This window comes from Acinetobacter sp. YH01009 (assembly GCF_013420765.1).
Taxonomy (GTDB): domain Bacteria; phylum Pseudomonadota; class Gammaproteobacteria; order Pseudomonadales; family Moraxellaceae; genus Acinetobacter; species Acinetobacter amyesii.
The window spans coordinates 64544-88390 of sequence record NZ_VOYE01000014.1 but is presented as its reverse complement, the minus strand read 5'-3'; the positions used below and the strand labels follow the sequence as shown (position 1 = coordinate 88390).

Genomic DNA, 23847 nt, shown 5'->3' with positions numbered 1-23847 from the left:
GGAGAAAGAATATGAAAATCATCATGATTGGACATGGCATGGTTGGCCATAAATTTATCGAATCTGTACTGGAACACGCAGGTGATGATGTTGAATTAACCATTTTGGCTGAAGAGCCGCGTTTAGCCTATGACCGTGTGCATTTAACTGAATATTTCAGCGGTAAATCGGCTAAAGATTTAACCCTATGCCGCAGCGACTTTGCCGATGCATACGGTATAGATTTACGCCTTAGCACCAAAGCGGTTGAAATTGATCAGCGCAATAAAACGGTCACAACCAATCACGGTGATATTCTTTCTTTTGACAAGCTAGTGCTCGCAACAGGTTCATACGCTTTTGTGCCACCAATTCCAGGCAATGAACGTGAAAACTGCTTTGTGTACCGTACCATTGAAGACTTGGATGCCATCCGTGCCGCAAGCCTAAATGCTAAAACGGGCGTGGTGATCGGCGGTGGCTTATTGGGTTTAGAAGCAGCAAAAGCGCTGCGTGATTTAAACTTAGAAACCCATGTTGTTGAATTTGCACCACGCTTAATGGCAGTTCAGATTGATGATCTAGGCGGTAAAGTTTTACGCTCAAAAATTGAAAATCTAGGTGTTAAAGTCCATACGCAAAAAGCAACATCTTGCATTGAAGACGGTGCAAATACGAAGCATGTAATGAAGTTTGGTGATGGTTCTGAACTGGAAACCGACATCATCTTATTCTCTGCAGGTATCCGCCCACGCGATGAATTAGCGCGCCAAAGCGGTTTAGCCATTGGTGAGCGTGGCGGAATTGCGATTAATGACTATTGCCAAACTTCAAACCCTGACATTTATGCCATTGGTGAATGTGCGCTTTGGCAAAATAAAATTTATGGCCTGGTTGCGCCGGGCTATGACATGGCGCGTATTGCAGCAAAGCATGTGATGGAACAAAACTGCACGCTTTTCGCTGGTGCAGATATGAGCACCAAGCTGAAACTGATGGGAGTTGATGTTGCATCTGTAGGCGATGCGCATGCAATGACACCAAATTCTTTAAGCTATTTCTATGCAGATGAAGCAGCTCAGGTTTATAAAAAAATTGTCGTGAATGCAGAGAAAACTAAGCTGCTAGGTGCAGTATTGGTGGGCTGTGCTAAAGAATACAATGACCTGCTGCAAATGATGCTGAATGGCTTAGACGTTCCTGAAAGCCCAGAAAGCCTAATCATGCCTGGCTATGCACAATCTGCAGGTAAATCGGGCGGAAGCGGTGTCGATCTGCTGCCAGACAGCGCAACGATTTGTTCATGTAACAACGTCTCTAAAGCAGATATTTGTTCAGCCATTGCTGACGGATCGACTTCTTTAGGCGCATTGAAAAAATGTACTAAAGCTGCAACAGCTTGCGGCGGCTGTGCGCCATTAGTCACTCAAGTACTTAAATCGGAGCTTCAGCGTCAAGGTGTAACTGTAAATAACCATTTATGTGAACACTTTGCTTATTCACGCCAAGAGCTCTATCACTTGGTACGTGTGAACGAAATCAAAACCTTTGATGACCTGATTCAACAGCATGGCCATGGTTTAGGCTGTGATATCTGTAAACCGACAGTTGCCAATATTTTAGCGTCTTGCTGGAATGATTTTGTACTTAAACCAAGCCATGCAGGCTTGCAAGACAGTAATGACTACTACCTCGGCAATATCCAAAAAGATGGTTCATATTCAGTAGTACCGCGTATGGCTGGCGGTGAAGTTACTCCGGACGGATTAATTGCCGTGGGTCAAATTGCTAAAGAATATGGTCTATATACCAAACTTACAGGCGGTCAGCGTGTTGATATGTTTGGTGCACAAGTGCATCAACTGCCTGAAATCTGGGAAAAATTGATTGCTGCTGGTTTTGAGTCTGGCCATGCATACGGTAAATCATTGCGTACAGTGAAATCATGTGTCGGCAGTACTTGGTGCCGCTATGGCGTAGACGACTCTGTGGGTTTGGCGATTTTCCTAGAAAACCGCTACAAAGGCCTGCGTTCACCGCATAAATTGAAAATGGCAGTATCAGGCTGTACCCGTGAATGTGCTGAAGCGCAAAGTAAAGATGTTGGCGTGATTGCGACTGAAAAAGGCTGGAACCTTTATGTATGCGGCAACGGCGGTATGAAGCCGCGTCACGCAGAGCTTTTGGCATCAGACTTAGATACGCAAACATTGATCAAATACATTGACCGTTTCTTTATGTTCTACATTCAAACAGCAGACCGTTTGCAGCGTACTTCTGTGTGGCGCGACAACATGGAAGGCGGTTTAGATTACCTGAAAGATGTCGTTGTGAATGATTCGCTTGGCGTAGCGGGTGAACTTGAACGCCGTATGAGCCATGTTGTGGGTACATATCAAGATGAATGGCGTACTGCTGTAGAAGATCCTGACGTACGTAAACGCTTTGTGACTTTCGTGAATGCAAAAGCAGAACAGCAAAATGATCCGCATATTCAGTTTGCATCCGTTCGCGGTCAAATCAGACCCAAAACAGAAGCTGAACGCGATTCGTCACGCATTCCAGTGGTTGAAGCTTAAGAGAATAACGAATTTAAAACTTCTTTTATTTGATTTACATCCTTATTCGGTTTCTCGTTAAAGCGGAAACGAAAGATGGTGAACTAAAAGAAGTTTAAAAAGGATCAAGAATATGACAATTTTAAAAGAAATGAATGATTTAGACTGGTTTGATGTTTGTGCATTAGAAGATATTACGCCAAATACAGGTGTGGGCGCACTGATTGAAAATCAGCAAATTGCGATATTCCGTGTCGGTGAAGAAAAGCGGGTTTATGCACTGAGCAATCAAGATCCGTTTAGTCAAGCCTATGTTATGTCCCGCGGTATTATTGGTGACTTGCAGGGTGAGCGTGTTGTGGCATCACCCATTTATAAACAGCATTTCAGCCTTGCTACTGGACGCTGCTTAGAAGATAAAGACCAAAAACTCCTGGTTTTTCCAAGCAAAATTGAAAATGGCCGTGTGCTGATTAGTCCAACTGCTCAAAAAACCTATATTACCAATAACGCGCCATCGTCTGAGTTGATGAAACTTGTTTTGGTCGGCAATGGCTTAGCAGGTATGCGTTGCTTAGAAGATCTGCTGGATATGGCGCCAGAGCGTTATGAAATTACGGTCATTGGTGAAGAACCTTGGGGTAATTACAACCGAATTATGCTTTCCCCTGTGCTTTCAGGTGATAAAACCATTGAAGATATCATGCTGCATTCACATGCTTGGTATAAAGACAAAAATATCCGTTTTGTAGCAGGTGATGCGGCGGTACGCATAGACCGTCCGCGCAAGCAGGTATACACAGAAAAAGGCTTGGTCATCGATTATGACCGTCTGATTTTAGCGACAGGTTCTAAGCCATTTATTCCGCCTATACCGGGAACTGACTTAAAAGGTGTTCTCAGCTTCCGTGATATTTATGATGTAAACCGCATGCTGGATTACTGTAAATCTAAGCAAAATGCAGTGGTGATTGGCGGCGGTTTACTTGGCCTAGAGGCTGCGTATGGCCTGAAACAGCGTGGCATGAATGTCACAGTACTGCATTTGATGGATCGTATTATGGACCGTCAGTTAGATGAAAAAGCCAGCTTAATGCTCAATCATGCGATTGAACAAAAAGGTATAAAAATCATGACCGCAGCAAATACCCAAGAGTTGATGGGTGAAGATGGCCATGTGAAGCAGCTGCGTTTGCAAGACGGTACTGTTTTAGATGCAGATCTTGTGGTTTTTGCGGTGGGTATTCGTCCGAATATTGAGCTTGCGCAAAGTGCAGGACTGCGCTGCGGCCGCGGTGTCATGGTGAATGACACCATGCAAACTTTTGATCCGAGTATTTATGCGGTGGGTGAATGTATTGAACACCGAAGCCAAACTTTCGGTTTAGTTGAACCGCTTTGGGGACAGGCATTCATTTGTGCATCGCATTTGGCCGAACATGGCAGCTTAACCTTCAAAGCGCCTATGGTTCCGACGCAGTTAAAAGTCAGCGGCTGTGACGTATTTTCAGCAGGAAACTTTGAACCGCAGGATGATTTTGAAGACATCATTTTGAATGATGAAAAGCGTCAAATTTATAAACGCATTATTATTCAAAAAGATAGAGTGATTGGCGCTGTGCTGTTTGGTGATACAGAAGACGGTGCGTGGTATGCAGAATTGATTTCAGATCAAACTCCAATTTCAAGTATCCGAAACAAATTGCTGTTTGGTAAGGATTTTGCATTAAAGAAAGCAGGGTGATTCATTATTAATCAAAGAATATAGTCACGACCGCGCAATTTCATTTTTAAGAAATTTGTATTTGCGTAGGTGTTGCCTCACTTTTGAAGGATCAAAAGTGACAAAAATCCTTTGTTGGGCGAAGGGTACATCCTATACCCCGCCCAACGGTGGCATCCATGCCACCACACGATAGTTAGTTTTAACTTAAATTTAAATAATTTAGTCATCTTTTGAAATTGGTCGTAACACTCAATTAATTGAGTTTGGAAAAAGGAGCCGGCAGAAGTGAATAGCATCCCGATCGTGGAACTGCATAGCTCCACAGAAAATAAAATTAAAACAACGCAAACCACCTGTCCATATTGTGGTGTCGGCTGCGGCGTGAGCGCAACAGTTGAACAGACTGCTTTAGGGCAAAAAGTCAGTGTGACTGGCGATACGAACCATCCATCAAACTATGGCAAGCTGTGCATTAAAGGCAGTAACTTAGCCGATACGATTGGATTAGAAACACGTGTTTTACAGCCGATGCTTGGGCGTCAAACATCACCATTTCATACTCGTCAGGCTACAGATTGGAACACAGCAACAGCACTGATTGCCGAAAAATTTCAGCAATGTATAGATCTTTACGGACGTGAAAGCATCGCTTTTTATGTGTCGGGCCAACTGCTGACGGAGGATTACTATGCCGTTAACAAATTTGTCAAAGGCTATTTAGGTACTGCAAATATTGACACCAATTCACGGCTTTGTATGTCATCGGCTGTGGCGGCACATAAGCGTGCATTTGGTGAAGACCTTGTACCAGCAAGCTATGAAGACTTTGAGCATACAGATATGGTGGTGCTGGTCGGATCCAATACAGCATGGTGCCATCCCGTGCTGTATCAGCGCATTATGAAAGCCAAAGAAGAACGTGATTTGTTCGTGGTGGTCATTGATCCGCGCTTTACCAGTACCTGTGAGGCTGCAGATTTGCATTTGCCAATTTTACCGGGGCAAGATGTCGCACTGTTCAACGGTTTGCTGCAGTATTTAGTACAAAATAATCATAGTGATGTAGATTTTATCACCAAACATACTCAAGGTTTGGCGCAAACGCTGGAGCAAAGTAAAACAGAAGCTTCTATGACAGCAGTTGCTGAGCGTACAGGTATTTCTTTAGAAAAATTACAGCTATTTTTTGAAAAATTTGCGCAAACTGACAAAGTTATGTCGCTATTTTCGATGGGGGTTAATCAGTCTTCGCGCGGTGTAGACAAAGCCAACAGTATTATTAACTGCCATTTGCTGACTGGCAAAATTGGCAAATTAGGCGCGGCGCCGTTTTCAATGACAGGTCAGCCCAATGCAATGGGTGGGCGTGAAGTTGGCGGTTTAGCCAATATGCTGGCAGCGCACTTAGATGTCGATAACTCGGCGCATCAGGCATTAGTACAAGCGTTTTGGCAAAGTCCATTTATTGCCAATAAAGCGGGATTAAAAGCAGTTGATCTGTTTCAGGCTGTAGAAAGCGGGAAAATCAAAGCCATTTGGATTATGGCCACCAATCCTGTTGTGAGCTTGCCAGATGCAGATCAAGTCAAACGCGCCTTAGAGCAATGCGAGTTTGTAGTGGTGTCGGATATTTGCAAAGACACAGACACAGCAATATATGCAGATGTGCTTTTACCTGCATTGGGCTGGGGTGAAAAAGACGGAACCGTTACCAATTCTGAACGCCGTATTTCACGTCAAACTGCATTTTTAGATGCGCCGGGTGAAGCCAGAGCAGACTGGTGGGCGATAGCGCAAATTGCGAAAAAAATGGGGTTTTCAGGTTTTGACTACAGCAGCAGCTATGACATATTTATTGAACATGCAAAATTATCTGCTTATCAAAATGCGCCTTTAGATCAACGTGATACAACTGAGTCTTTTCGCTACTTTAACTTGCAGGGTTTAAGTAAGTTATCTGCACAAGATTATGCTGAATTAAAGCCCGTGCAATGGCCAGTTTGGCAGTTAGATCAGAGCGCTGATGCAGTCGGCCGTTTGTTTGCAGCAGGCCAATTCAGCCATGCCGATACCAAAGCTAAGTTTGTCGCAACAACCGCTATTGACCCTTTGAACAAGATTTGCGGCGAATATCCGCTGGTTTTAAATACTGGCCGTATCCGTGATCAATGGCACACCATGAGCCGTACGGGTTTATCTGCAAATTTGAGTACACATATCGCCGAACCATTTTGTGAAATACACCCGCAAGATGCACTGAAGTTTGGTGTTAAAGATGGTGAACTGGTTGAGGTGAAATCTAACTGGGGCTTATGTATTTTACGTGCACAGGTCAGCAGTAAAATTCGACGCGGTCAAATCTTTGCGCCAATTCATTGGAATGACCAAGTCGCATCGGATGCGCGTATAGGCAAAGTGGTGAATCCTGTGGTCGATTCACTATCTGGTGAGCCTGAATTTAAACATACACCTGTATTTGTACAGCCGTTTTATACACAGTGGCAAGGTGTACTGTATGTACGTGACGGCTTTGAGCAAATGGTGCAAAATACCATTCAAAACACGGTGTGGTGGACTAAAGTCACCACAGCAAAAGCTACTCGCTATGAACTTGCAAACCGTCAAAAATTCAGCACTACAGCGCAGCAGCTGAAAAACTTGCTGCCATTTACTGACGAATCATTTGAATGGCTGAATTTAGAGGATCAAACGGCACATTTAAGCCATTCTGTGGTTCTGCAAGACGGTCATCTGATTGCAAGCTTGTATATTGCGCCTAGAGCATTGCTGCCTGATCGTGATTGGATTGCAGGCATGTTTAAGCGTGAACGGCTGAGCGCAATGCACCGCAAAGCGCTGCTGGCAGGTCAGCCAATGAATATGACCAACAGTGCAGGTCCGCTGGTGTGCAGCTGCTTTAAAGTCGGCAAAAATACCATTATCGAAACCATTAAAGAAAAGAATATTAGCCATGAAAAACAAGTCACAGCATGTTTAAAAGCCGGCGGTAATTGCGGTTCGTGCTTAGCAGAAATACGGGGTTTGATTAAAGCCTGTCAGACGGAGTACGCAGAATGATGAAGAAAATCACCAAATCAGTAGGCTATCCAGAAACAGACTTAGTCATTTTGGCGGGCGGTCAGGCCCGCAGAATGAACGGAATGAATAAAGTGCTGCAAAAATTTGATAATGAAATTCAGCTGATTAAGATCCATCAGCAGTTGAAATCACGGGTTGAAAATGTCTGGATCAACAGCCATCGTGACCATTCAATCTATGAATGCATGATTCCTTCAATAAAATTGTATAAAGATGATGAAGCAGGTTTTTTAGGTCCGTTGATGGGCATTAAAAGCGCGTGGTCACATGTACAGTCTGATTATGTTTTGTTTGTCCCGTGCGATGTGACCTATATCCCGAAGAAAGTGCTTTCTAGATTGCATCAGGCCATGCAGCGGCATCCCATGTGTGAAGTGGCTGTTGTGGAAATTAATGGTAAAGCACTGTATCCATTTTGCTTGCTGAAACGAAGCAGTCTCGCAACATTGCAGGCGCATCTTGATCAAAAACAGCGCAGTTTAAAAGGCTGTTTTGCCGAAATGCACATGCAAATTGCACGTTTTCAGAACCATGCACTCTTTTTTCACAGTATTAATTCTTTGGATGAGCTGCAGCAGTACCGTCAGCTGAATTTTCTCTAAAAGCTGTACCTTTTGATGAGCTTTCATTTGAATTGATGAATTTGATGTACTGTTTTGAGTCAATAAAAAAGATCGTTGCTAATTTATTTAGCGATAAAGCTACCTGCTTTTGTCCTACTGATCGGTGTCTTAACGTCAATTTGTGTTTTTGATGTTGATCAAATGAACATAAATTATTGATATTGTTGATTAAAACATAAAAACCAAAGAACCTGTAAAAATATTCAAAAAAGCGCAAAGTTGGAACACTTCTTGCAATTTTTACTGCAAGAAAAGAGGGCGCAAAATTTGTACTGTGCAAAGTCAGGGCAAATGACAACGCCATGGAAGATAAACATGAACAGCATGACACAATTACAGCCAGTGACCATTTTTAAGGATCAGTTTGGCCGTGAAAAACGCAAGTTGCGCATTTCAGTGACAGACCGCTGTAATTTTAAATGTGTCTATTGTATGCCTGAACACCCTGAATGGATGAAAAAGCATAATCTTCTCAGCTTTGAATCACTTTACAATTTTTGTGAGTTTATGGTGCTGCGCGGGATTGATCAGATCCGGATCACGGGCGGCGAACCTCTCATACGTCAAGGCGTTGTGCATTTTATTGAACAGCTGCAACAGCTGAGAAAGCTAGGCCTTAAACGTATATCCATGACCACCAATGGACATTATCTGAAACAATATGCACAGGCCCTAAAACAAGCTGGCTTAGATGGCATAAATATCAGTTTAGACAGTTTGGATGAAGCGCAATTTTTTCAGCTGACGCAAAAACAATTACAGCCAGTATTAGAAGGGATTGAAGCGGCTAAGCAAGCGGGCTTTGACATTAAGATTAATACAGTTTTGATTAGAGGTCTGAATGATCAGCAGATTATTCCTTTAACTTATTGGGCACAGCAGCAGCATTTTGAGCTGCGCTTCATTGAGTTCATGCCTTTAGACGGTGATCAAAACTGGACTAAAGATTCCGTTGTCACTGAACAAGAAATATTAACGACATTGAAAACCGTTTTTGAGGTGAACATCTTGTGTGGGCAAGGTGCATCGCCAGCCCGCAGCTATGAAGTAAACGGTTTACCGATTGGGATTATCTCAACCATCAGTAATTCATTTTGCGGTAGCTGTGACCGTTTAAGACTGAATGCTCAAGGTGAGTTTTTTAACTGTTTATTTGCAAAAAAAGGCTTAGACCTGAGCAAGGACATACGCTCACTTAAAAGCACACTGGCTGAAAATGAAAATCCGCTGGATACGTTGAACATGCAAAACAAACTTGGCAGCTATATTTGGCAAAAAGAACAGGGCTTTCACACGATTACAGCGTCTAGTACTAGCAATACCAGAAAAATCAGCATGCATATGATTGGAGGTTAATGATGACTCAAATCACCATCAAAATTGAATCTTTTGGCGCTATTGAGCGTCTATTGCCAGCGCATTTGAGTCTGACTTGCTTGGCACAGCAGTCAATTGCAGAGGTTTTGCAGCAAGTTGCAAATCAATTTCCAGAATCATTCAGCATGCTTGAGCGCTGCGCCTGTGCCATTGGGGAAGACATTGTGCCAAGACAAACCGCATTGATGCAGGACAGTACCGTTGTGCTGCTGTCACCTGTGGCGGGAGGCTGAATATGGAGCTCAAGCATATTCCACGCATACAAGACACGGTATTCAGCCAAGCCGATTTTGACAGTATTGAGGCGTTTCCTGAATGTGGCGGTATCGGCGTATTTATAGGCGCGGTGCGTAATCACCATGAAGGCAAAGCGGTAAAAGCTTTGAAATATACCGCTTATGCGCCTGTGGCTGAAAAAATGATCCGGCAAATTGAGCAGGAAATTCAAGCCAAATACGGCGTGTCATATGTACGGGTTGTACACCGTATTGGTGCGCTGCAGGTCGGTGATACTGCCATTATCGCCATGGCCTATGCGCCGCACCGACGTGAGGCTTTTGCGGCCTGTGAAGAGGCCGTAGAGCGGGTGAAGCATGAAGTGCCGGTGTGGAAAGAAGAGTTTTATATGGACGGCAGCAGCCAATATGTAGAGGGTTGCTGTATTCGTAAGGATCATGCGCCTGAGGCGACAGCTCATGCAGCGCAGCATGCTCATATTCATGGCGAATCATGTGAATATGCACATCAAAACAGCCATCAGACCATGCATTTGAACGCCAATATTTACCAATGGCATCTATAAAACCCCAAATTTAATACTGCAAATGCAAATGAATAAGATAAGGACAAAGCAATGAAAAATGTGGGCATGAAAGCGGAAAGTTACCGTACAGCCATTGCAACTGGAATACTGCATGCGCCGCCACATTGCATTGAACTGCTGCGTAATGGCAATACTGAAAAAGGCGACGCGCTGAAAACCGCACGTATTGCAGGCATATTAGGCGCAAAGCGTACAGATGAACTCATTCCGCTCTGTCATCCGCTGCCGATCTACCGTGCAGATGTGGAGTATGAATTATTTGAGGCGCATGTCGAAATCAGTGCAGTGGTTGAAACCATTGGCCCGACAGGTGTGGAAATGGAAGCTTTAACTGCTGTCAGTCTTGCCGGTTTAACGCTGTATGACATGCTGAAACCGCACTGTGAGCCTGAAGATTTATGCCTAGATCAAGTGAAACTGCAAAAGAAAAAAGGCGGAAAATCACATTTTACCCGTGTATTGAAAGAAAGCTTATCGGCATCGATTATTGTGCTTTCAGATACGGTTGCTGCCGGTAAAAAACCGGATACCGCTGGGCAAAATATCCTCGAAATTTTAGAAGAAGCGAATTTCAGCAACATCAGCTATCAAGTGATACCGGACAGTCCTGTACAGCTTTTGGCTCTTATTGAACAGCATAAGACGCTATATCCGCTGATATTGACCGTGGGCGGTACAGGTCTTGGCCCGAAAGATTTAACCGTAGAAACCATTCAGCCACTGTTAAAACGAGAAATTCCGGGGCTAATGGAAGCATCCCGCAGTTTTGGGCAGAAACGCACGCCTTATGCAGCCCTCAGCCGCGGTGTTGCTGGTTATATTGATGACAGTTTGGTGATTACACTGCCGGGCAGCAGACAAGGCGCAAAAGAATCACTGGTTGCCATTTTACCTGCCTTGGTACATCTCTTTGATGTGCAGAAAAATATTCCCCATACAGGAGGCTACCAATGAACCAAGCCGTATTGCATACAGGCTGCGGTGCTGAAGCAGGACTGATTTCGGTGGACGAAGCACTTGCGCTGATTCAGACACATACGCAAAATTTGGCGCATGAAACTTTGGTGCTTCAGCACGCTTTAGGCCATTATTTGGCAGCAGATGTACATTCACCAATTCAGCTGCCTTTATTTGCACAAAGCGCAGTGGATGGCTATGCCATTTGTGCAGCGGGTGAAATTAAAGCAGGCACTCAATTTGAGCTCATTGGAGAAATCCGTGCAGGGCAAACGGCTGAAATAAGCCTAAAAGCAGGGCAAGCTGTCCGTATATTTACTGGCGCGCCAATTCCTGAAGGCACAGCAACTGTGGCGCGGCAAGAAATTGTAAAGGCGGATACACCGCAGATTGAACTGACTGCAGCCTTAAGCCCGCATGCAGATATTCGAGATGCAGGTGAGGAAATTTCAGTTGGACAATGTTTAGCAGCGCGTGGTCAAAAGCTGACGGTTGGATCAATTGCAGCACTCAGTATGGCTGGTATTTCACACTGCGAAGTTTTTGCCTATCCGAAAATTGCGGTCGTAATTACAGGTGATGAAGTTGCGCAAAATATAGAAGATTACCGTGCAGGTAAAATATTTGATGCCAATGCGCCGCTGATTTCAGCATGGTTTCAGTCGCAGCACGTCCAAGTTGAAGTGATTCATATTGCAGATGAAAAACAGGCGGTTTTAGATTTATTCAACCGTTTAAAAGACAGCTTTGATTTAATTTTAACGACTGGCGGCATATCTGTCGGTGATTATGATTTTGTTCGGCCGGCGGCCTTGGACATCGGTTTTCAGCAAATTTTCTGGAAAGTAAAACAAAAACCCGGTAAACCGATGCTGTTTGCACAATACTCACGTCCAGACAGCACCTGCTGTTATTTACTCGGACTGCCAGGCAATCCCGCTGCTGTTTATGTCGGCATGCAAATTTATACAGATACATTATTGAAAGCTTTGCAAGGTCAAACACCTGCGCTGGACTGGTTCAGCGCAGTCATGACACATGACCTAAAAGCAGATGCACGTGAGCGGTTTTTAAGAATGTCGGCTCAGTTTGATAAGCAAGGTAAACTTCAACTAACCAGCCTGTCTAAACAGCAGTCGCATATGTTGAGCAATTTAATGCAAGCTAATTGCATTGTTCGGATTCCTGCAGGGCAGTCTGTGCAAGCAGGACAAATTCTTCAAGGCGTATTTATTCAGCATTAGGAGTTTGCTATGCGATTCAAATTTATTTTAGCACTAGGACTGAGCTTCATTGCTGGCGCATCTCAGGCGGAAACAGTCAAAATTTATGCTGCAGCCAGTTTAAGCAATGCTATCAGCGATATTGCAAAGCAATATCAGGCACAGAATCCAGACATCAAAATTGTACCAGTATTTGGCGCGTCATCTGCTTTAGCCAAACAGATTGAAGCCGGTACGCCAAGTGATTTGTATTTTTCAGCAGATGTGGACTGGATGAATTATTTGGTGCAAAAACAGAAAATACCTGCAAAGCAAGTATTCAACATGCTAAGCAATGATTTGGTGCTGATTACGCCTAAAGCGGTGAATATGCAATTTAAAGCCGTGCCGCAGTTTAATTTTGCCAAGGCATTCAAAGGTCACTTATGTACAGGGCAAATGGAGTCTGTACCTGCTGGAAAATATGCCAAACAAAGCCTAACCAAGTTGGGCTGGCTATCAAGTTTGAATGGAAGGATTGTCGGGACAGATGATGTACGATCGGCTTTGGCTTTTGTTGAACGCGGTGAGTGCCAAGCGGGGATTGTTTACCGTACCGATGCGCTGATCAGTTCTAAAGTTAAAATAGCCGGGATTTTTCCAAATCATACTCATCAACCGATCATTTATCCATTGGCTTTAACACATCAAGGCGCAGCTAAACCTGAGGCCGTGAAGTTTTACCGTTATCTTAAAGACCATGCGCAAAGCAAAATGCTTTTTAAGCATTATGGCTTTGGTGTGAAAGGCTAAAGCATGCTCAGCCCAGAAGAGTGGAGCGCCTTGTTTCTGTCGGCTAAGGTTGCCGTTTGCGCCACTGTATTTTGCTTGCCATTTGCTATTGGGCTGGCTTGGGTGCTGGCGCGCTATGAGTTTCATTTGAAATTTTTAGTCGAAGCGCTGTTACAAATGCCGATGGTGCTGCCGCCGGTGGTTTTAGGTTATCTGCTATTGGTGCTGTTTGGTTCAAATGGCTGGATCGGCAAGCTGCTCAATGAATGGGGCATTCAACTGGCTTTTAATTGGAAAGGCGCCGTTTTAGCATCCATGATTGTGTCATTTCCGCTGATTGTGCAGCCGATCCGTTTGTCTTTTCAAATGATTAATCAGCAGCTGGAGCAGGTTGCAGGCTCACTAGGCGCGCATCCGTTACGGGTATTTGCATCAATTAGCCTGCCGCTGGCATTGCCGGGCATTTTAATCGGGAGCATTTTAGGATTTAGCCGAAGTTTAGGCGAATTTGGCGCAACCATTACCTTTGTGGGTAATATTCCTGATGAAACCCGAACCATTCCAATTGCTATCTATTCACTGATACAGCAGCCCAATGGCGAAGAATCCGCAATGCGTTTAGTGATCCTTTCACTGCTGGCGGCTTTTGGCGCATTGATTGCCAATTATTATATTTTACAGCGCTATCAGCGAAAACTCGGAGCCGGCCATGCTTCAGTGTGATTTTCAGTTTCAATATGCAGATTTTCAATTGCAGGCTCGGCTGCAGATGCAAGAACAGCTGCTTGGCATTATGGGGCCATCAGGCAGCGGCAAGTCTACGCTGCTGAAAAATTTGGTTGGTTTGCTGCAGCCGCAGCAAGGTTATATATCGCTGAATCAGCGTGATGTGTTCGATACGGCGCAGAAGATTAACGTGCCGATGCATCAACGCAGTATTGCGCTGATTTTTCAAAAAGCATGGATTTTTCCGCATATGAATGTGCAGCAAAATCTGCAATATGCGGAGAACTTAGGCGCTCAGGAAAATGCGAAATTTAAATTTGAGCAAGTGACTAATCTGCTTGAGTTACAGCCACTGCTCAAACGGCGGGCGCATGAACTTTCTGGCGGTGAGGCGCAGCGCGTTTCCATAGGACGCGCATTGCTGTCACAGCCTGACTTACTGCTGTTAGATGAACCGCTGACAGGACTGGACCGCAGGCTGAAAGATCAAATATTGCCATTTTTAAACACGGTGAAAGAACAGTTGGCGCTGCCGATGATATATGTTACGCATCATGGCGATGAGTTAGATTATTTAAAAGCCCATATTTTGTATCTAGAAAATGGTCAAATAAGTTTTTAAATAAATATAAATTATATAAGTAATAACAGTGAATTAGATAAAAAAATGGTATTAAGCTGCATCTTAAAGTTTTGATTAGAACTATGAAAAACTCATTTTCTAGATTAAATTGTTACAAAACAAGGGAGAACACAGCGTTTTCCCTTTTTTATTCCTAATGATCTTGGAAATAATGATTTGTACGACTGACCGTGCAGACAGGGAATCTAATCGATGCATGATGATAGCTTAGCCACACATAATTCAACTGCAAAACTGGGTGCAGGGCTATCTAATCGGCATATTACAATGATCAGTATCGGTGGTGTAATTGGTGCTGGACTGTTTGTTGGATCATCTGCTGCTATCGCAAAAGCTGGGCCTGCCGCTGTTCTTGCTTATATTATTACCAGTATATTGGTTTTTTTAGTCATGCGAATGTTGGGGGAGATGGCAGTAGCTCAACCTGACACAGGCTCATTTTCAACCTATGCGAGAAAAGCCATAGGGCCATGGGCTGGCTTTACTATCGGATGGTTATATTGGTGGTTTTGGGTTTTAGTTATTCCTATTGAAGCAATTGCCGGTGCAGAAATTTTGCATGCATGGTTCCCATCAATATCCAGTGCTGTATTTGCAACATTCTTCATTGTGCTTCTCAGTTTAGCCAACTTTTTTAGTACTCGAAGTTTTGGTGAGTTTGAATTTTGGTTTTCTCTGATAAAAGTCTTGGCTATTGTGATTTTTATCGCCATTGGACTCACCGCAATATTTGGATTTTGGCCCTTAGCACCTGACGTGAGTGGTGTAGAAAATCTGTTCAAAAATGATGGATTTATGCCAAATGGCCTGGGTGGTGTACTTTCAGCAATATTGATTTCAGCATTTTCATTCTTTGGTGTAGAAATACTATCGATCGCTGCAGCAGAATCAAAAGATCCTGAACAAAAAATTAAACGTGCAACCAATTTAGTATTGTATCGGGTCATCTTATTTTTTGTGGTTTCAATTTTTATAACGGTTGCACTGGTAGATTGGCGTTCACCGCAATTACAACAATTAGGCACCTTCCAATATGTCTTGGTCAGTTTAAATGTCCCTCAATCAAAATTGATTATTGATAGTGTAGTCTTTATTGCGGTTGCAAGTTGTATGAATGCCGCACTTTATAGTTCATCAAGGATGCTATTTTCATTGGGGACACGCAAAGAAGCACCTCAATGGGTCACATCTATTAATGCCTCTGGTGTACCTGCTATTGCTGTATTTGCATCGTCTGTAGTGGGCTTAATTTGCTGTGCAGTCAATTATTTATTTCCAGGCCAAGTATTCGGATTTTTACTTTCAACCACAGGTTCAATTGCCTTATTGGTTTATTTAGTGATTGCATTTTCACAGCTTAGATTGAGAACACAAATCGAAAAAAATGGAACTGAGGTTGCGTTTAAAATGTGGCTATTTCCATGGCTCACATGGGCAGTCATTTTGGTGATCTTAAGTGTGCTGATCTATATGTTTTTATCTCCAGCCTACAGTTATGAGACTTCATTGTCCTTAGGTGTCACGACATTGGTGGTTCTCTGCGGCTTAGTTGTGACAAGAAAAGCCAAGTTGAAGAATGATTCAGAACTAAATTAAAAAAGGTTTCACCGATAAAAATCGTAATCATGAACCAATGGTTTGTCTTTAGAGCGTGTTATACAAGGGGGATAAAAGCGAATGCATTACTTTAGATCCCTAATGCACGCCATGTTTAAACAAATTCAAAGATTCACTTGACCTTCGACCAACTCCAAGCTTTATAATCATTAAAATTTTCTTGATTGATGCAATATGCGTTCTGCGACATGGATAACAGTCTTAGTTGGATTGTTCATGTTCCAAAGCCTTTGGAACGTGGCAGCCGCTTTCTGTGTGCATGAAGAGCAAACTCAAGTTGTTCAAAGCTATCATTTTGGTCATCATCAAAATATCTTATGCGTTAGCAATGAAACCTATCCACAGCATTCGTTGCATCAAGCATCTGATGAATCTAGTAGCAAACCAGTCAAAAATATCGCTAACGATCTACAACTCGGTGAAGATCATCAAGACCATTTGCCGTCTATGACGCATTTGATTGTGCAAAATCAACAATCGATTCTTTTTATTGCACATCAGAGCTTTGAATATTCGCCAAAATTTGTTTGGAAGAATCTTTATCAAGCCCCTGATTTATTACTGCAAACACCTCCTCCTGTTTATGCCCCGCTAATGGCGGGGTAGCCTAAAAAATTCCCGCCACTTTTTTTAATAAATGAGTGGGAAAAATCATGTCTTTATATTTTATGGCGTTTATACGTCTAGGCTTAGCTGCCGGTATTTCGACGGCCTTACAAAGTACTTTTGCGGAAAATGTCAGTAGTTTTGAATCTGCATTTGCCAAAGTACAAAACTACCAAGCCCAAACTGATATTTGGCAACAACAACAGCAAATCTCTGATTTTAATCTGCGTCAAAGCAAGCTATGGCAAAACCCAAGTCTATCGATTGAACAAAATGGTTTTGGTAAAAATCAAGATCAAGAGCTCAGTATCGCAATCAGCCAGCCACTGGATGTATTCGGTCAGCGTAAAATCAATCAAGCACTCGCGAGTACCTCAGCACAGCAAATTCAGTTGCAACAGCAGATTTGGAACGCGCAAAGTCAGCTGATTGTGAAGTATGCATGGTCACAGCTAGCCATCGCTCAAAATGAGCAATCGATTTACGCTACACAGCTCAAACTCAGTAAATCTAATTTGGACAGTGCGCAAAAACGTTATCAGGCAGGCAGTATCGCTTTGGTGGATGTGGAGCGCGCTCAAATTGAAGCATTGGAAATACAACGTCTATACCAACAGGCGTTTTTAAAACAGCAAACTGTGGCGCGTCAGCTTTCTAATTTATGGGGGGAAACCACGTCGCAAATCGGACTGAATAACAGCGTTACACCTTGGCCTGAACAGAGCCAAAGTTTAGTTGAACGTAATTTATCGGAAGGTTGGCTACAAAAATTGTATGCCTTGAATGTTCAGCAGGCAAATCAGCAAATTGAACATTTAAAAGTACAGGCACGTCCAAACCCAACCCTAAATATGGGCATGTCACGTACCAAGTCTCCAACAGATACCAATGATACGGTCTTGGTACTTGGTGTGGATATTCCGCTAAATATTTTTAACCGCCAGCAATATGCCATTCCAATGGCGCAAAAACAGCAAATTTTATTAAATCATCAGCAACAGCGCGAGTTAAAACAGCAAGTTTTGGACATCGCCAACAGCATTCACCAGCTTAAAGGTCTACGTACGCAGTTTGATGCCACAGGCAGTCAGATTGGCTTGGCTGAAAAGGTTCAAAACCGAACTTTGCAAGGTTTTCAGGCAGGGAAATTTGCCATTACAGATGTACAGCAAACCACAAAACAACTCCAAGACCTTCGACTTAGCCAAATACAAATTTTGGCACAGGCTTGGCAGAGCGCACTCAGTGCTGAAGCCCTAAGTATTGGCACTAGTTATGAAGAAATCAGCCGTTCAGATGCTTATAGCCAACTAAATAAAAAAGCCATTGAAGCATCCCAAACCCTCATCAACAGCGCATCAGCACAATAAGGCAGTTAATCACATGAAAATTAAACAAGATGGAAAAATTTCACAGCTTTTGATGATTGCAGTTTTGATTGGCTTAACGCTGATGCTGTGTACTGCTATTTGGTTAAGTACAAACAAATCCGATGCAGATAAAACTGAGAGTGAGGGAGAGCATAACGAGGCTAATGATAGTGATGCTGAAGCAGAACACGCAGAAGAAGGTGAACTTCAGCTTAGTGCTCAGCAAATGATAGAACAAGGAATTAAAATTGCGACTGCGGAAAATGGTCTGGTCGAAAATATTATTCAATTGCCGGGTAAATTGGCCGTCAATACAGATCAGCAGGCACATATTTCCCCAAATTTTAGCGGACATGTCGAGCAAGTCAGTGTGGCACTCGGTCAAACCGTACAAAAAGGGCAAACTCTAGCTGTGCTTTCTGTGCCTGAATTAATTGATCAGCAAGCTAATTTGCGTATGGCAGAAGCCAATTTAGATTTGTCTCGCCAAGATTATCAGCGTGAGCAAAAGCTATGGTCTCAAGGGATTTCTGCCAAACAGGACTTTCAGCGTGCTGAAAATGCCTATCGTCAGGCTCAAATTAGCGTACAGTCGACACAATCGCGCTTGCAAGCTTTGGGCGCGAATAGCGGTCAAAATGGACGATTTATCATTCGTGCGCCTATTGCAGGTGTAATCAGTCAAAAAGATATTGTTGTAGGTGAAAATGTGCAATTGGCAGATCAATTGTTCACCATTGAACAGCTAAAAGATTTGTGGCTAGAATTTAACTTAACTCATCAATATTCCGCACAATTACAAACGGGTCAAAACGTCTCTTTCAAAATCAATGGCTCAGATCAGCTCTATAGCGCAGAGGTACAAAGCCTGACGTCAAAGGCAGATGTGCAAACGGGACGCTTGGTGGTACGTGCCAAATTAAAACAACAATCTGCTGAACTTCGCCCGAATGTGATGGTCAACGTGCTATTGGCTGATTCAGATACTAAAAAAGCATTACGGGTGCAAAAGTCCGCCGTACAAAGCATAGAGAGTAAAGACAGTATTTTTATTGTTGAATCTGAGCTAAAAGGCCAAGTGCATTTAAAAGCACAAGCGCTAAAACTTGGACAAGCATCCAGTGATGGGCAATGGCTAGAAGTGATTTCGGGTCTTGAGGCAGGGCAAAAGTATATTTCCCAAGGCAGTTTTTTACTGAAATCTGAACTGGAAAAAGATGAGGCTGGCCATGAACACTAATTCAGAGAACACGAACATTAATTTGCCAAAGCCAGCAGGTCTATTCGAACGCATTATTCAGTTTTCAATTCAAAATGCAATTTGGGTGATGCTGTTTGTCTGCACATGGATTGCCGTCGGGATTTACAGTTATCAAAAACTGCCGATTGATGCAGTACCTGATATTACCAACACCCAAGTGCAAATTAATACGCAGGCCAATGGCTTTACAGCGTTAGAAGTTGAACAGCGGATTACTTATCCGATTGAAAATGCGATGGCAGGTATTCCAGATTTGGAGTTGACCCGTTCTATTTCCCGTTATGGCCTGTCACAAGTCACGATTGTCTTTAAAGACGGTACGGATATTTACTGGGCACGTCAGCAAATTAATCAGCGGGTACAGGAAGTTCAGTCGTCATTGCCAGCTCAGGTTTCTCCGACGATGTCGCCCGTTTCGACAGGTTTGGGCGAGATTTATCAATGGGTGCTGAAAGCAGAACCCAATGCAAAAAAAGCAGATGGTACGGCATATAGCGCGATGGATTTGCGTGAAATTCAGGACTGGATTGTGCGTCCGCAATTACAGCGTGTACAAGGTGTTGCCGAGGTCAACAGTATTGGTGGTTTTAATAAAACCTACGTGGTTTCACCTGATTTAAACCGCATGCAACAGCTGAACCTGTCATTAGAACAATTACAGCAAGCGCTTACAGAAAATAATGAAAACCGTGGTGCAGGATTTATTGAGGAAAATGGTCAGCAGTTAACAGTTCGAGTGCCGGGAACCTTAAACACCATTTCAGATATTGAAAACACCATGATTGACAGCCCAAATGGCAGTCCAATTCGGGTGGGTGATATTGCGCAAGTCTCCATTGGGCATGATTTGCGCACAGGTGGTGCAACCTATAACGGAGAAGAAACGGTTTTAGGTATTGCCATGATGGCTATGGGACAAAATAGCCGAACTGTCTCGAAAGCTGTAGATTCCAAAATTAAAGACATTCAAGCCAGCTTACCCAAAGGGGTAAAAATTGAAACAGTGTATGACCGTACCACATTGGTGGAGAAAGCGATTAAAACCGTTCAAAAGAACTTGGTTGAAGGCGCAATTCTAGTCATCATCATTTTATTTATCTTTTTAGGCAATATCCGTGCAGCACTCATTACGGCCTGTGTTATTCCGCTGTCAATGCTGTTTACCTTAACCGGCATGGCACAAAAGAATATCAGCGCGAATTTGATGAGCTTAGGTGCGCTGGATTTCGGGATTATTGTTGATGGTGCTGTGGTCATTGTTGAAAACTGTATCCGCCGCTTGGCGCATGCACAGCAAACATTAAAGCGTCCATTAACGCAAAATGAACGTTTTAAAGAAGTCTTTTTGGCTGCACGTCAGGCGCGCCGTCCGCTGATATTCGGTCAGTTAATTATTTTAGTGGTTTATTTGCCAATTTTTGCTTTAAGTGGTGTAGAAGCAAAAATGTTCCATCCGATGGCATTAACTGTGGTATTGGCACTTGTGGCGGCGATCATTCTGTCTATTACATTTGTACCTGCTGCTGTAGCGCTTTGGGTGAAAGGTGAAATTAAAGAAACAGAAAGCCGTTGGATGAATTGGCTGAAAAAGCAGTATCTTCAAATTTTAAATAAAGCCTTTCATTACAAGGCTGTAGTGATGACTTTTGCACTGTGTTTACTGCTCATTACTGGGCTTTTAAGCACCAAAATTGGCAGTGAGTTTGCACCACAGCTGAGTGAGGGTGATTTTGCAGTTCAGTTGATGCGCTCACCAAGCACAGGCCTAGAAGAATCATTAAAAATGCAGGAGAACGCTGAGAAATTGCTGCTGAAAAAATTTCCAGAGATTCAGGCTGTATTTGCTCGTACAGGTACAGCAGAAGTGGCAACCGATGTAATGCCTCCGAACATTTCCGATGGTTATATTATGCTCAAACCACGTAATGAATGGCCGAACCCTAAAGAAAGTGTGGATGAACTGCGTGGCCGTATGGTGGCTTATGTGGCTACGATTCCTGGCAATAACAGTGAGTTTTCCCAACCTATTGAACTGCGCTTTAATGAGCTGATCTCAGGTGTGCGTAGTGATGTGGGCGTTAAAATATTTGGCGATGATATGCAAGTGCTTAACACAGAAGCCACTAAAATTGCCAAAATTATGCAGCAAGTTGCGGGGAGTAGCGCCGTAAAAGTTGAACAAACCTCAGGTTTGCCTTTATTAAATATTGAAATAGATAAGGCTTTGGCTGCGCAATATGGTTTAAGCGTTAAATCTATACAGGATACTGTGGCAGCCAGTGTCGGTGGACAAAGTGTAGGGGAGATTTTAGAAGGCGATCGCCGTTTTGACTTTGTTATTCGTTTAAATGATCAAGACCGTAATGTAAGCACGATTTCACAACTACCGTTAAAGTTGCCAAATGGTGGCAGTATTGTACTCTCAAATGTTGCCACAGTGTCTAATGTAGATGGGATCAATCAAGTCAGCCGTGAAAATGGTAAACGCCGTATTGTAGTGACTGCCAATGTTGAAGGCCGTGATTTAGGTTCTTTTGTGGCGGATATGCAGACTCAGCTGAAACAATATGCATTACCAAGCGGTTATTGGATTGAATATGGCGGTCAATTTGAAAACCTGGCATCTGCCAAAGCAAGAATGCAAATTGTCATCCCTTTAGCACTACTAACCATCTTTATTTTATTAATGGCAGTATTTCATAATGTGAAAGAAAGCCTGCTGGTCTTTACTGGCGTACCCTTTGCCTTAACGGGCGGTGTACTGTTTCTTTGGTTTAGGGATATTCCACTTTCGATGTCGGCAGGTATTGGCTTTATTGCGCTCTCAGGCGTTGCTGTGCTGAATGGGCTGGTCATGCTGACCTTTATTAAAGAGCTGAGAGACAAATATCCATTACATGAAGCCGTATGGCAGGGTGCTGTACTTCGATTACGCCCAGTACTCATGACCGCCTGTGTTGCCTCTTTAGGGTTTGTGCCAATGGCTTTAGCAACAGGTACAGGTGCCGAAGTACAACGGCCTTTAGCGACTGTGGTGATTGGCGGTATTCTTTCTTCCACCTTGCTGACCTTGGTGCTATTGCCTATGCTTTACCGCTGGCTTAATACAGCTCGATCTCAATAATCTAGACTAAGCAATTTTGATTAAAACGATATTGCATTAACCCATACGGTTCATTCATTAGACAGAATGGATCGTATGGACTTACGATTTATCAATATTTAAACACAGCTAAAATCAGCAAATCAGTATAAGCCGATATTCACCTACATTTTCTACAGGTGCGCGGTGTACACAAGGCAAAACTTGCTGTGTAGGATGATCCACCGCTAAACGCCAAAGATGACCATTGCCTAGATTTACAGGCACAGCATTTTCTTTGAGCTGATAATGTAAATCAAAAAAATATTCCGCTAAAAAATCATCAAATTCTGAGGTAGGGCCATCGTACAAATCTTTAAGTTGTTCTCGTATTTTAGGAATTAAGATTCTTTGTGTCACTTGATCATTTGGCACAATATCACTGGAAGCACCATAATATGTACATAAAAAGGTATCGGTAGCGATGGGTGATCGATCAACATGAAAAGAATAAACATCGGTTGAGATGAAATCGAATTCATCATCGCGTTCATAACATTTAAGCAAATTCAGCGAGGGTGATGCACCAAATGCTGTTAATTGTTGCATGTCATTTAAAATGATTTCTCTAGCTAAATGACCTTGCGCTGAAAGCTTTAATTCCTTCAGATCATCTATGGAAATTTCGGTTATATTTTCAATCAGTTCGAGTTTTTCGACTATTTCTTTAAAGTCGCCTTGTAAGCTACGTTGCCAGCAAAACGCATTCATTTGACCTTCAAAATGACGATGAATCAATTCAGAAAATGTAGTGACTACACCAATTTGAGGATACTGGGAAAAAGGATTGCTCATAAATAGGGATCAAATTAAATCTGAGGCGAAGATACTGCGTGCAAGGAATAGCTACAAGGATTCACAGTTTTATTTTATCTTAAAACATAAACTGCTATACAAGATTATTCGAGCTTAGGTATTAATCGTTACGCTTTTTGTTTGGCTTTTTGGCGTAAGACATACAAATATAAATTTTCTACTTTTTCACGTGCCCAAGGTGTAGTACGTAAGAATCGCAGTGAGGATTTAACGCTTGGATCTATGCAAAAACATCTAATTTCAATTTTACGGCTTAAGCCTTCAAAACCACCGTAGTAATCCAATAATTCATCCAAGATGTCAGCAAGTTTTTTGCCGTGTAAAGGGTCATTGGAGGTGCTCATATTAGATCAATCATATTTTGGGAGACCATTATTATAACCTGAGCGAGTTGAAAAAATGAGAGGGTTTGAATTTAAACATCAGGAACGTCAGATTCGCCAATTGATAAGATTCTGATTTCGGCATAACGTATATTATGTTCATTAGCGTACTCGGCATCGTGAATGATAATTTTACAGATTCACGAT

20 protein-coding genes are annotated in these 23847 nt (G+C 42.9%); 17 read left to right on the top strand and 3 right to left on the bottom strand.

All coding sequences use genetic code 11. The features are described from left to right. Window positions 1–11 precede the first annotated feature (11 nt). From nirB to FTT76_RS13390, 4 genes are all read left to right on the top strand, one after another. Entirely contained in the window at window positions 12–2558 is a 2547-nt protein-coding gene (gene nirB / locus FTT76_RS13405; protein WP_218955905.1) for a nitrite reductase large subunit NirB, read from the top strand. A gap of 112 nt (window positions 2559–2670) precedes the next feature. Beyond that, window positions 2671–4281, top strand: a complete 1611-nt coding sequence (gene nirD / locus FTT76_RS13400) for a nitrite reductase small subunit NirD (RefSeq protein WP_180009440.1) — start codon at window positions 2671–2673, stop codon at window positions 4279–4281. Between the two features lie 267 nt (window positions 4282–4548). Further along, window positions 4549–7341: a nitrate reductase gene (locus tag FTT76_RS13395; protein WP_180009441.1), complete on the top strand. Its 2793-nt coding sequence runs from the start codon at window positions 4549–4551 to the stop codon at window positions 7339–7341. After that, complete coding sequence (locus FTT76_RS13390) at window positions 7341–7964, top strand: NTP transferase domain-containing protein (protein WP_373686555.1); 624 nt, start codon at window positions 7341–7343, stop codon at window positions 7962–7964. The genes FTT76_RS13395 and FTT76_RS13390 overlap by 1 nt, the downstream gene beginning before the upstream one ends. On the opposite strand, the gene FTT76_RS13385 is transcribed toward FTT76_RS13390, so the two are convergent. Then, a complete protein-coding gene (locus FTT76_RS13385) occupies window positions 7915–8289 on the bottom strand; it encodes a hypothetical protein (protein ID WP_180009443.1) in 375 nt (124 codons plus the stop codon). The two genes, FTT76_RS13390 and FTT76_RS13385, sit on opposite strands and share 50 nt — an antisense overlap. Before the next feature lie 11 nt (window positions 8290–8300). Between FTT76_RS13385 and moaA the strand changes: the two genes are divergently transcribed. The 13 genes from moaA to FTT76_RS13320 all read left to right on the top strand — a co-directional run bounded on the left by moaA (window position 8301) and on the right by FTT76_RS13320 (window position 22483). Beyond that, window positions 8301–9341 (top strand): GTP 3',8-cyclase MoaA, encoded by a 1041-nt coding sequence (gene moaA, locus FTT76_RS13380; protein ID WP_180009444.1) that lies wholly within the window; start codon window positions 8301–8303, stop codon window positions 9339–9341. Between the two features lie 2 nt (window positions 9342–9343). Further along, complete coding sequence (locus FTT76_RS13375) at window positions 9344–9595, top strand: MoaD/ThiS family protein (RefSeq protein WP_180004419.1); 252 nt, start codon at window positions 9344–9346, stop codon at window positions 9593–9595. 2 nt (window positions 9596–9597) lie between these two features. After that, entirely contained in the window at window positions 9598–10164 is a 567-nt protein-coding gene (locus FTT76_RS13370; RefSeq protein ID WP_180009445.1) for a molybdenum cofactor biosynthesis protein MoaE, read from the top strand. 51 nt (window positions 10165–10215) lie between these two features. Further along, window positions 10216–11139 carry a bifunctional molybdenum cofactor biosynthesis protein MoaC/MoaB gene (gene moaCB / locus FTT76_RS13365; RefSeq protein ID WP_180009446.1) on the top strand — a complete coding sequence of 308 codons (924 nt, stop codon included), beginning with the start codon at window positions 10216–10218 and terminating at the stop codon, window positions 11137–11139. After that, the gene (locus FTT76_RS13360; RefSeq protein WP_180009447.1) at window positions 11136–12386 is read left to right on the top strand and encodes a molybdopterin molybdotransferase MoeA; all 1251 of its coding nucleotides are present in this window, start codon (window positions 11136–11138) and stop codon (window positions 12384–12386) included. The genes moaCB and FTT76_RS13360 overlap by 4 nt, the downstream gene beginning before the upstream one ends. A gap of 9 nt (window positions 12387–12395) precedes the next feature. Further along, window positions 12396–13157, top strand: a complete 762-nt coding sequence (gene modA / locus FTT76_RS13355) for a molybdate ABC transporter substrate-binding protein (RefSeq protein WP_180009448.1) — start codon at window positions 12396–12398, stop codon at window positions 13155–13157. 3 nt (window positions 13158–13160) lie between these two features. Continuing rightward, a complete protein-coding gene (modB, locus tag FTT76_RS13350) occupies window positions 13161–13859 on the top strand; it encodes a molybdate ABC transporter permease subunit (RefSeq protein ID WP_180009449.1) in 699 nt (232 codons plus the stop codon). Continuing rightward, window positions 13846–14484 carry an ATP-binding cassette domain-containing protein gene (locus FTT76_RS13345; RefSeq protein WP_180009450.1) on the top strand — a complete coding sequence of 213 codons (639 nt, stop codon included), beginning with the start codon at window positions 13846–13848 and terminating at the stop codon, window positions 14482–14484. Before modB ends, FTT76_RS13345 begins: the two co-directional genes overlap by 14 nt. Window positions 14485–14697: 213 nt before the next feature. After that, complete coding sequence (locus FTT76_RS13340; protein ID WP_180008163.1) at window positions 14698–16101, top strand: amino acid permease; 1404 nt, start codon at window positions 14698–14700, stop codon at window positions 16099–16101. Between the two features lie 195 nt (window positions 16102–16296). Beyond that, on the top strand, window positions 16297–16728 hold the full coding sequence (locus FTT76_RS13335; protein WP_218948484.1) for a cation efflux protein, CzcI-like: 432 nt from the start codon (window positions 16297–16299) through the stop codon (window positions 16726–16728). A 47-nt stretch (window positions 16729–16775) separates the two neighbouring features. Beyond that, a complete protein-coding gene (locus FTT76_RS13330) occupies window positions 16776–18098 on the top strand; it encodes a TolC family protein (RefSeq protein WP_180008162.1) in 1323 nt (440 codons plus the stop codon). Window positions 18099–18111: 13 nt separating this feature from the next. Further along, a complete protein-coding gene (locus FTT76_RS13325) occupies window positions 18112–19338 on the top strand; it encodes an efflux RND transporter periplasmic adaptor subunit (RefSeq protein ID WP_180008161.1) in 1227 nt (408 codons plus the stop codon). Then, window positions 19328–22483, top strand: a complete 3156-nt coding sequence (locus FTT76_RS13320) for an efflux RND transporter permease subunit (RefSeq protein WP_180008160.1) — start codon at window positions 19328–19330, stop codon at window positions 22481–22483. Before FTT76_RS13325 ends, FTT76_RS13320 begins: the two co-directional genes overlap by 11 nt. 114 nt (window positions 22484–22597) lie before the next feature. Here FTT76_RS13320 and FTT76_RS13315 read toward each other — a convergent pair whose 3' ends face one another. Next, window positions 22598–23296, bottom strand: a complete 699-nt coding sequence (locus FTT76_RS13315; RefSeq protein ID WP_180008159.1) for a DUF1826 domain-containing protein — start codon at window positions 23294–23296, stop codon at window positions 22598–22600. Between the two features lie 128 nt (window positions 23297–23424). Continuing rightward, window positions 23425–23661 carry a VF530 family DNA-binding protein gene (locus FTT76_RS13310; RefSeq protein ID WP_180008158.1) on the bottom strand — a complete coding sequence of 79 codons (237 nt, stop codon included), beginning with the start codon at window positions 23659–23661 and terminating at the stop codon, window positions 23425–23427. Window positions 23662–23847 lie beyond the last annotated feature (186 nt).

Coding starts and splice junctions, on each gene's coding strand:
- nirB (WP_218955905.1), top strand. CDS start 12: ATGAAAATCATCATGATTGGACATGGCATGGTTGGCCATAAATTTATC.
- nirD (WP_180009440.1), top strand. CDS start 2,671: ATGACAATTTTAAAAGAAATGAATGATTTAGACTGGTTTGATGTTTGT.
- FTT76_RS13390 (WP_373686555.1), top strand. CDS start 7,341: ATGAAGAAAATCACCAAATCAGTAGGCTATCCAGAAACAGACTTAGTC.
- FTT76_RS13385 (WP_180009443.1), bottom strand. CDS start 8,289: ATGGCGTTGTCATTTGCCCTGACTTTGCACAGTACAAATTTTGCGCCC.
- moaA (WP_180009444.1), top strand. CDS start 8,301: ATGAACAGCATGACACAATTACAGCCAGTGACCATTTTTAAGGATCAG.
- FTT76_RS13375 (WP_180004419.1), top strand. CDS start 9,344: ATGACTCAAATCACCATCAAAATTGAATCTTTTGGCGCTATTGAGCGT.
- FTT76_RS13370 (WP_180009445.1), top strand. CDS start 9,598: ATGGAGCTCAAGCATATTCCACGCATACAAGACACGGTATTCAGCCAA.
- moaCB (WP_180009446.1), top strand. CDS start 10,216: ATGAAAAATGTGGGCATGAAAGCGGAAAGTTACCGTACAGCCATTGCA.
- FTT76_RS13360 (WP_180009447.1), top strand. CDS start 11,136: ATGAACCAAGCCGTATTGCATACAGGCTGCGGTGCTGAAGCAGGACTG.
- modA (WP_180009448.1), top strand. CDS start 12,396: ATGCGATTCAAATTTATTTTAGCACTAGGACTGAGCTTCATTGCTGGC.
- modB (WP_180009449.1), top strand. CDS start 13,161: ATGCTCAGCCCAGAAGAGTGGAGCGCCTTGTTTCTGTCGGCTAAGGTT.
- FTT76_RS13345 (WP_180009450.1), top strand. CDS start 13,846: ATGCTTCAGTGTGATTTTCAGTTTCAATATGCAGATTTTCAATTGCAG.
- FTT76_RS13340 (WP_180008163.1), top strand. CDS start 14,698: ATGCATGATGATAGCTTAGCCACACATAATTCAACTGCAAAACTGGGT.
- FTT76_RS13335 (WP_218948484.1), top strand. CDS start 16,297: ATGCGTTCTGCGACATGGATAACAGTCTTAGTTGGATTGTTCATGTTC.
- FTT76_RS13330 (WP_180008162.1), top strand. CDS start 16,776: ATGTCTTTATATTTTATGGCGTTTATACGTCTAGGCTTAGCTGCCGGT.
- FTT76_RS13325 (WP_180008161.1), top strand. CDS start 18,112: ATGAAAATTAAACAAGATGGAAAAATTTCACAGCTTTTGATGATTGCA.
- FTT76_RS13320 (WP_180008160.1), top strand. CDS start 19,328: ATGAACACTAATTCAGAGAACACGAACATTAATTTGCCAAAGCCAGCA.
- FTT76_RS13315 (WP_180008159.1), bottom strand. CDS start 23,296: ATGAGCAATCCTTTTTCCCAGTATCCTCAAATTGGTGTAGTCACTACA.
- FTT76_RS13310 (WP_180008158.1), bottom strand. CDS start 23,661: ATGAGCACCTCCAATGACCCTTTACACGGCAAAAAACTTGCTGACATC.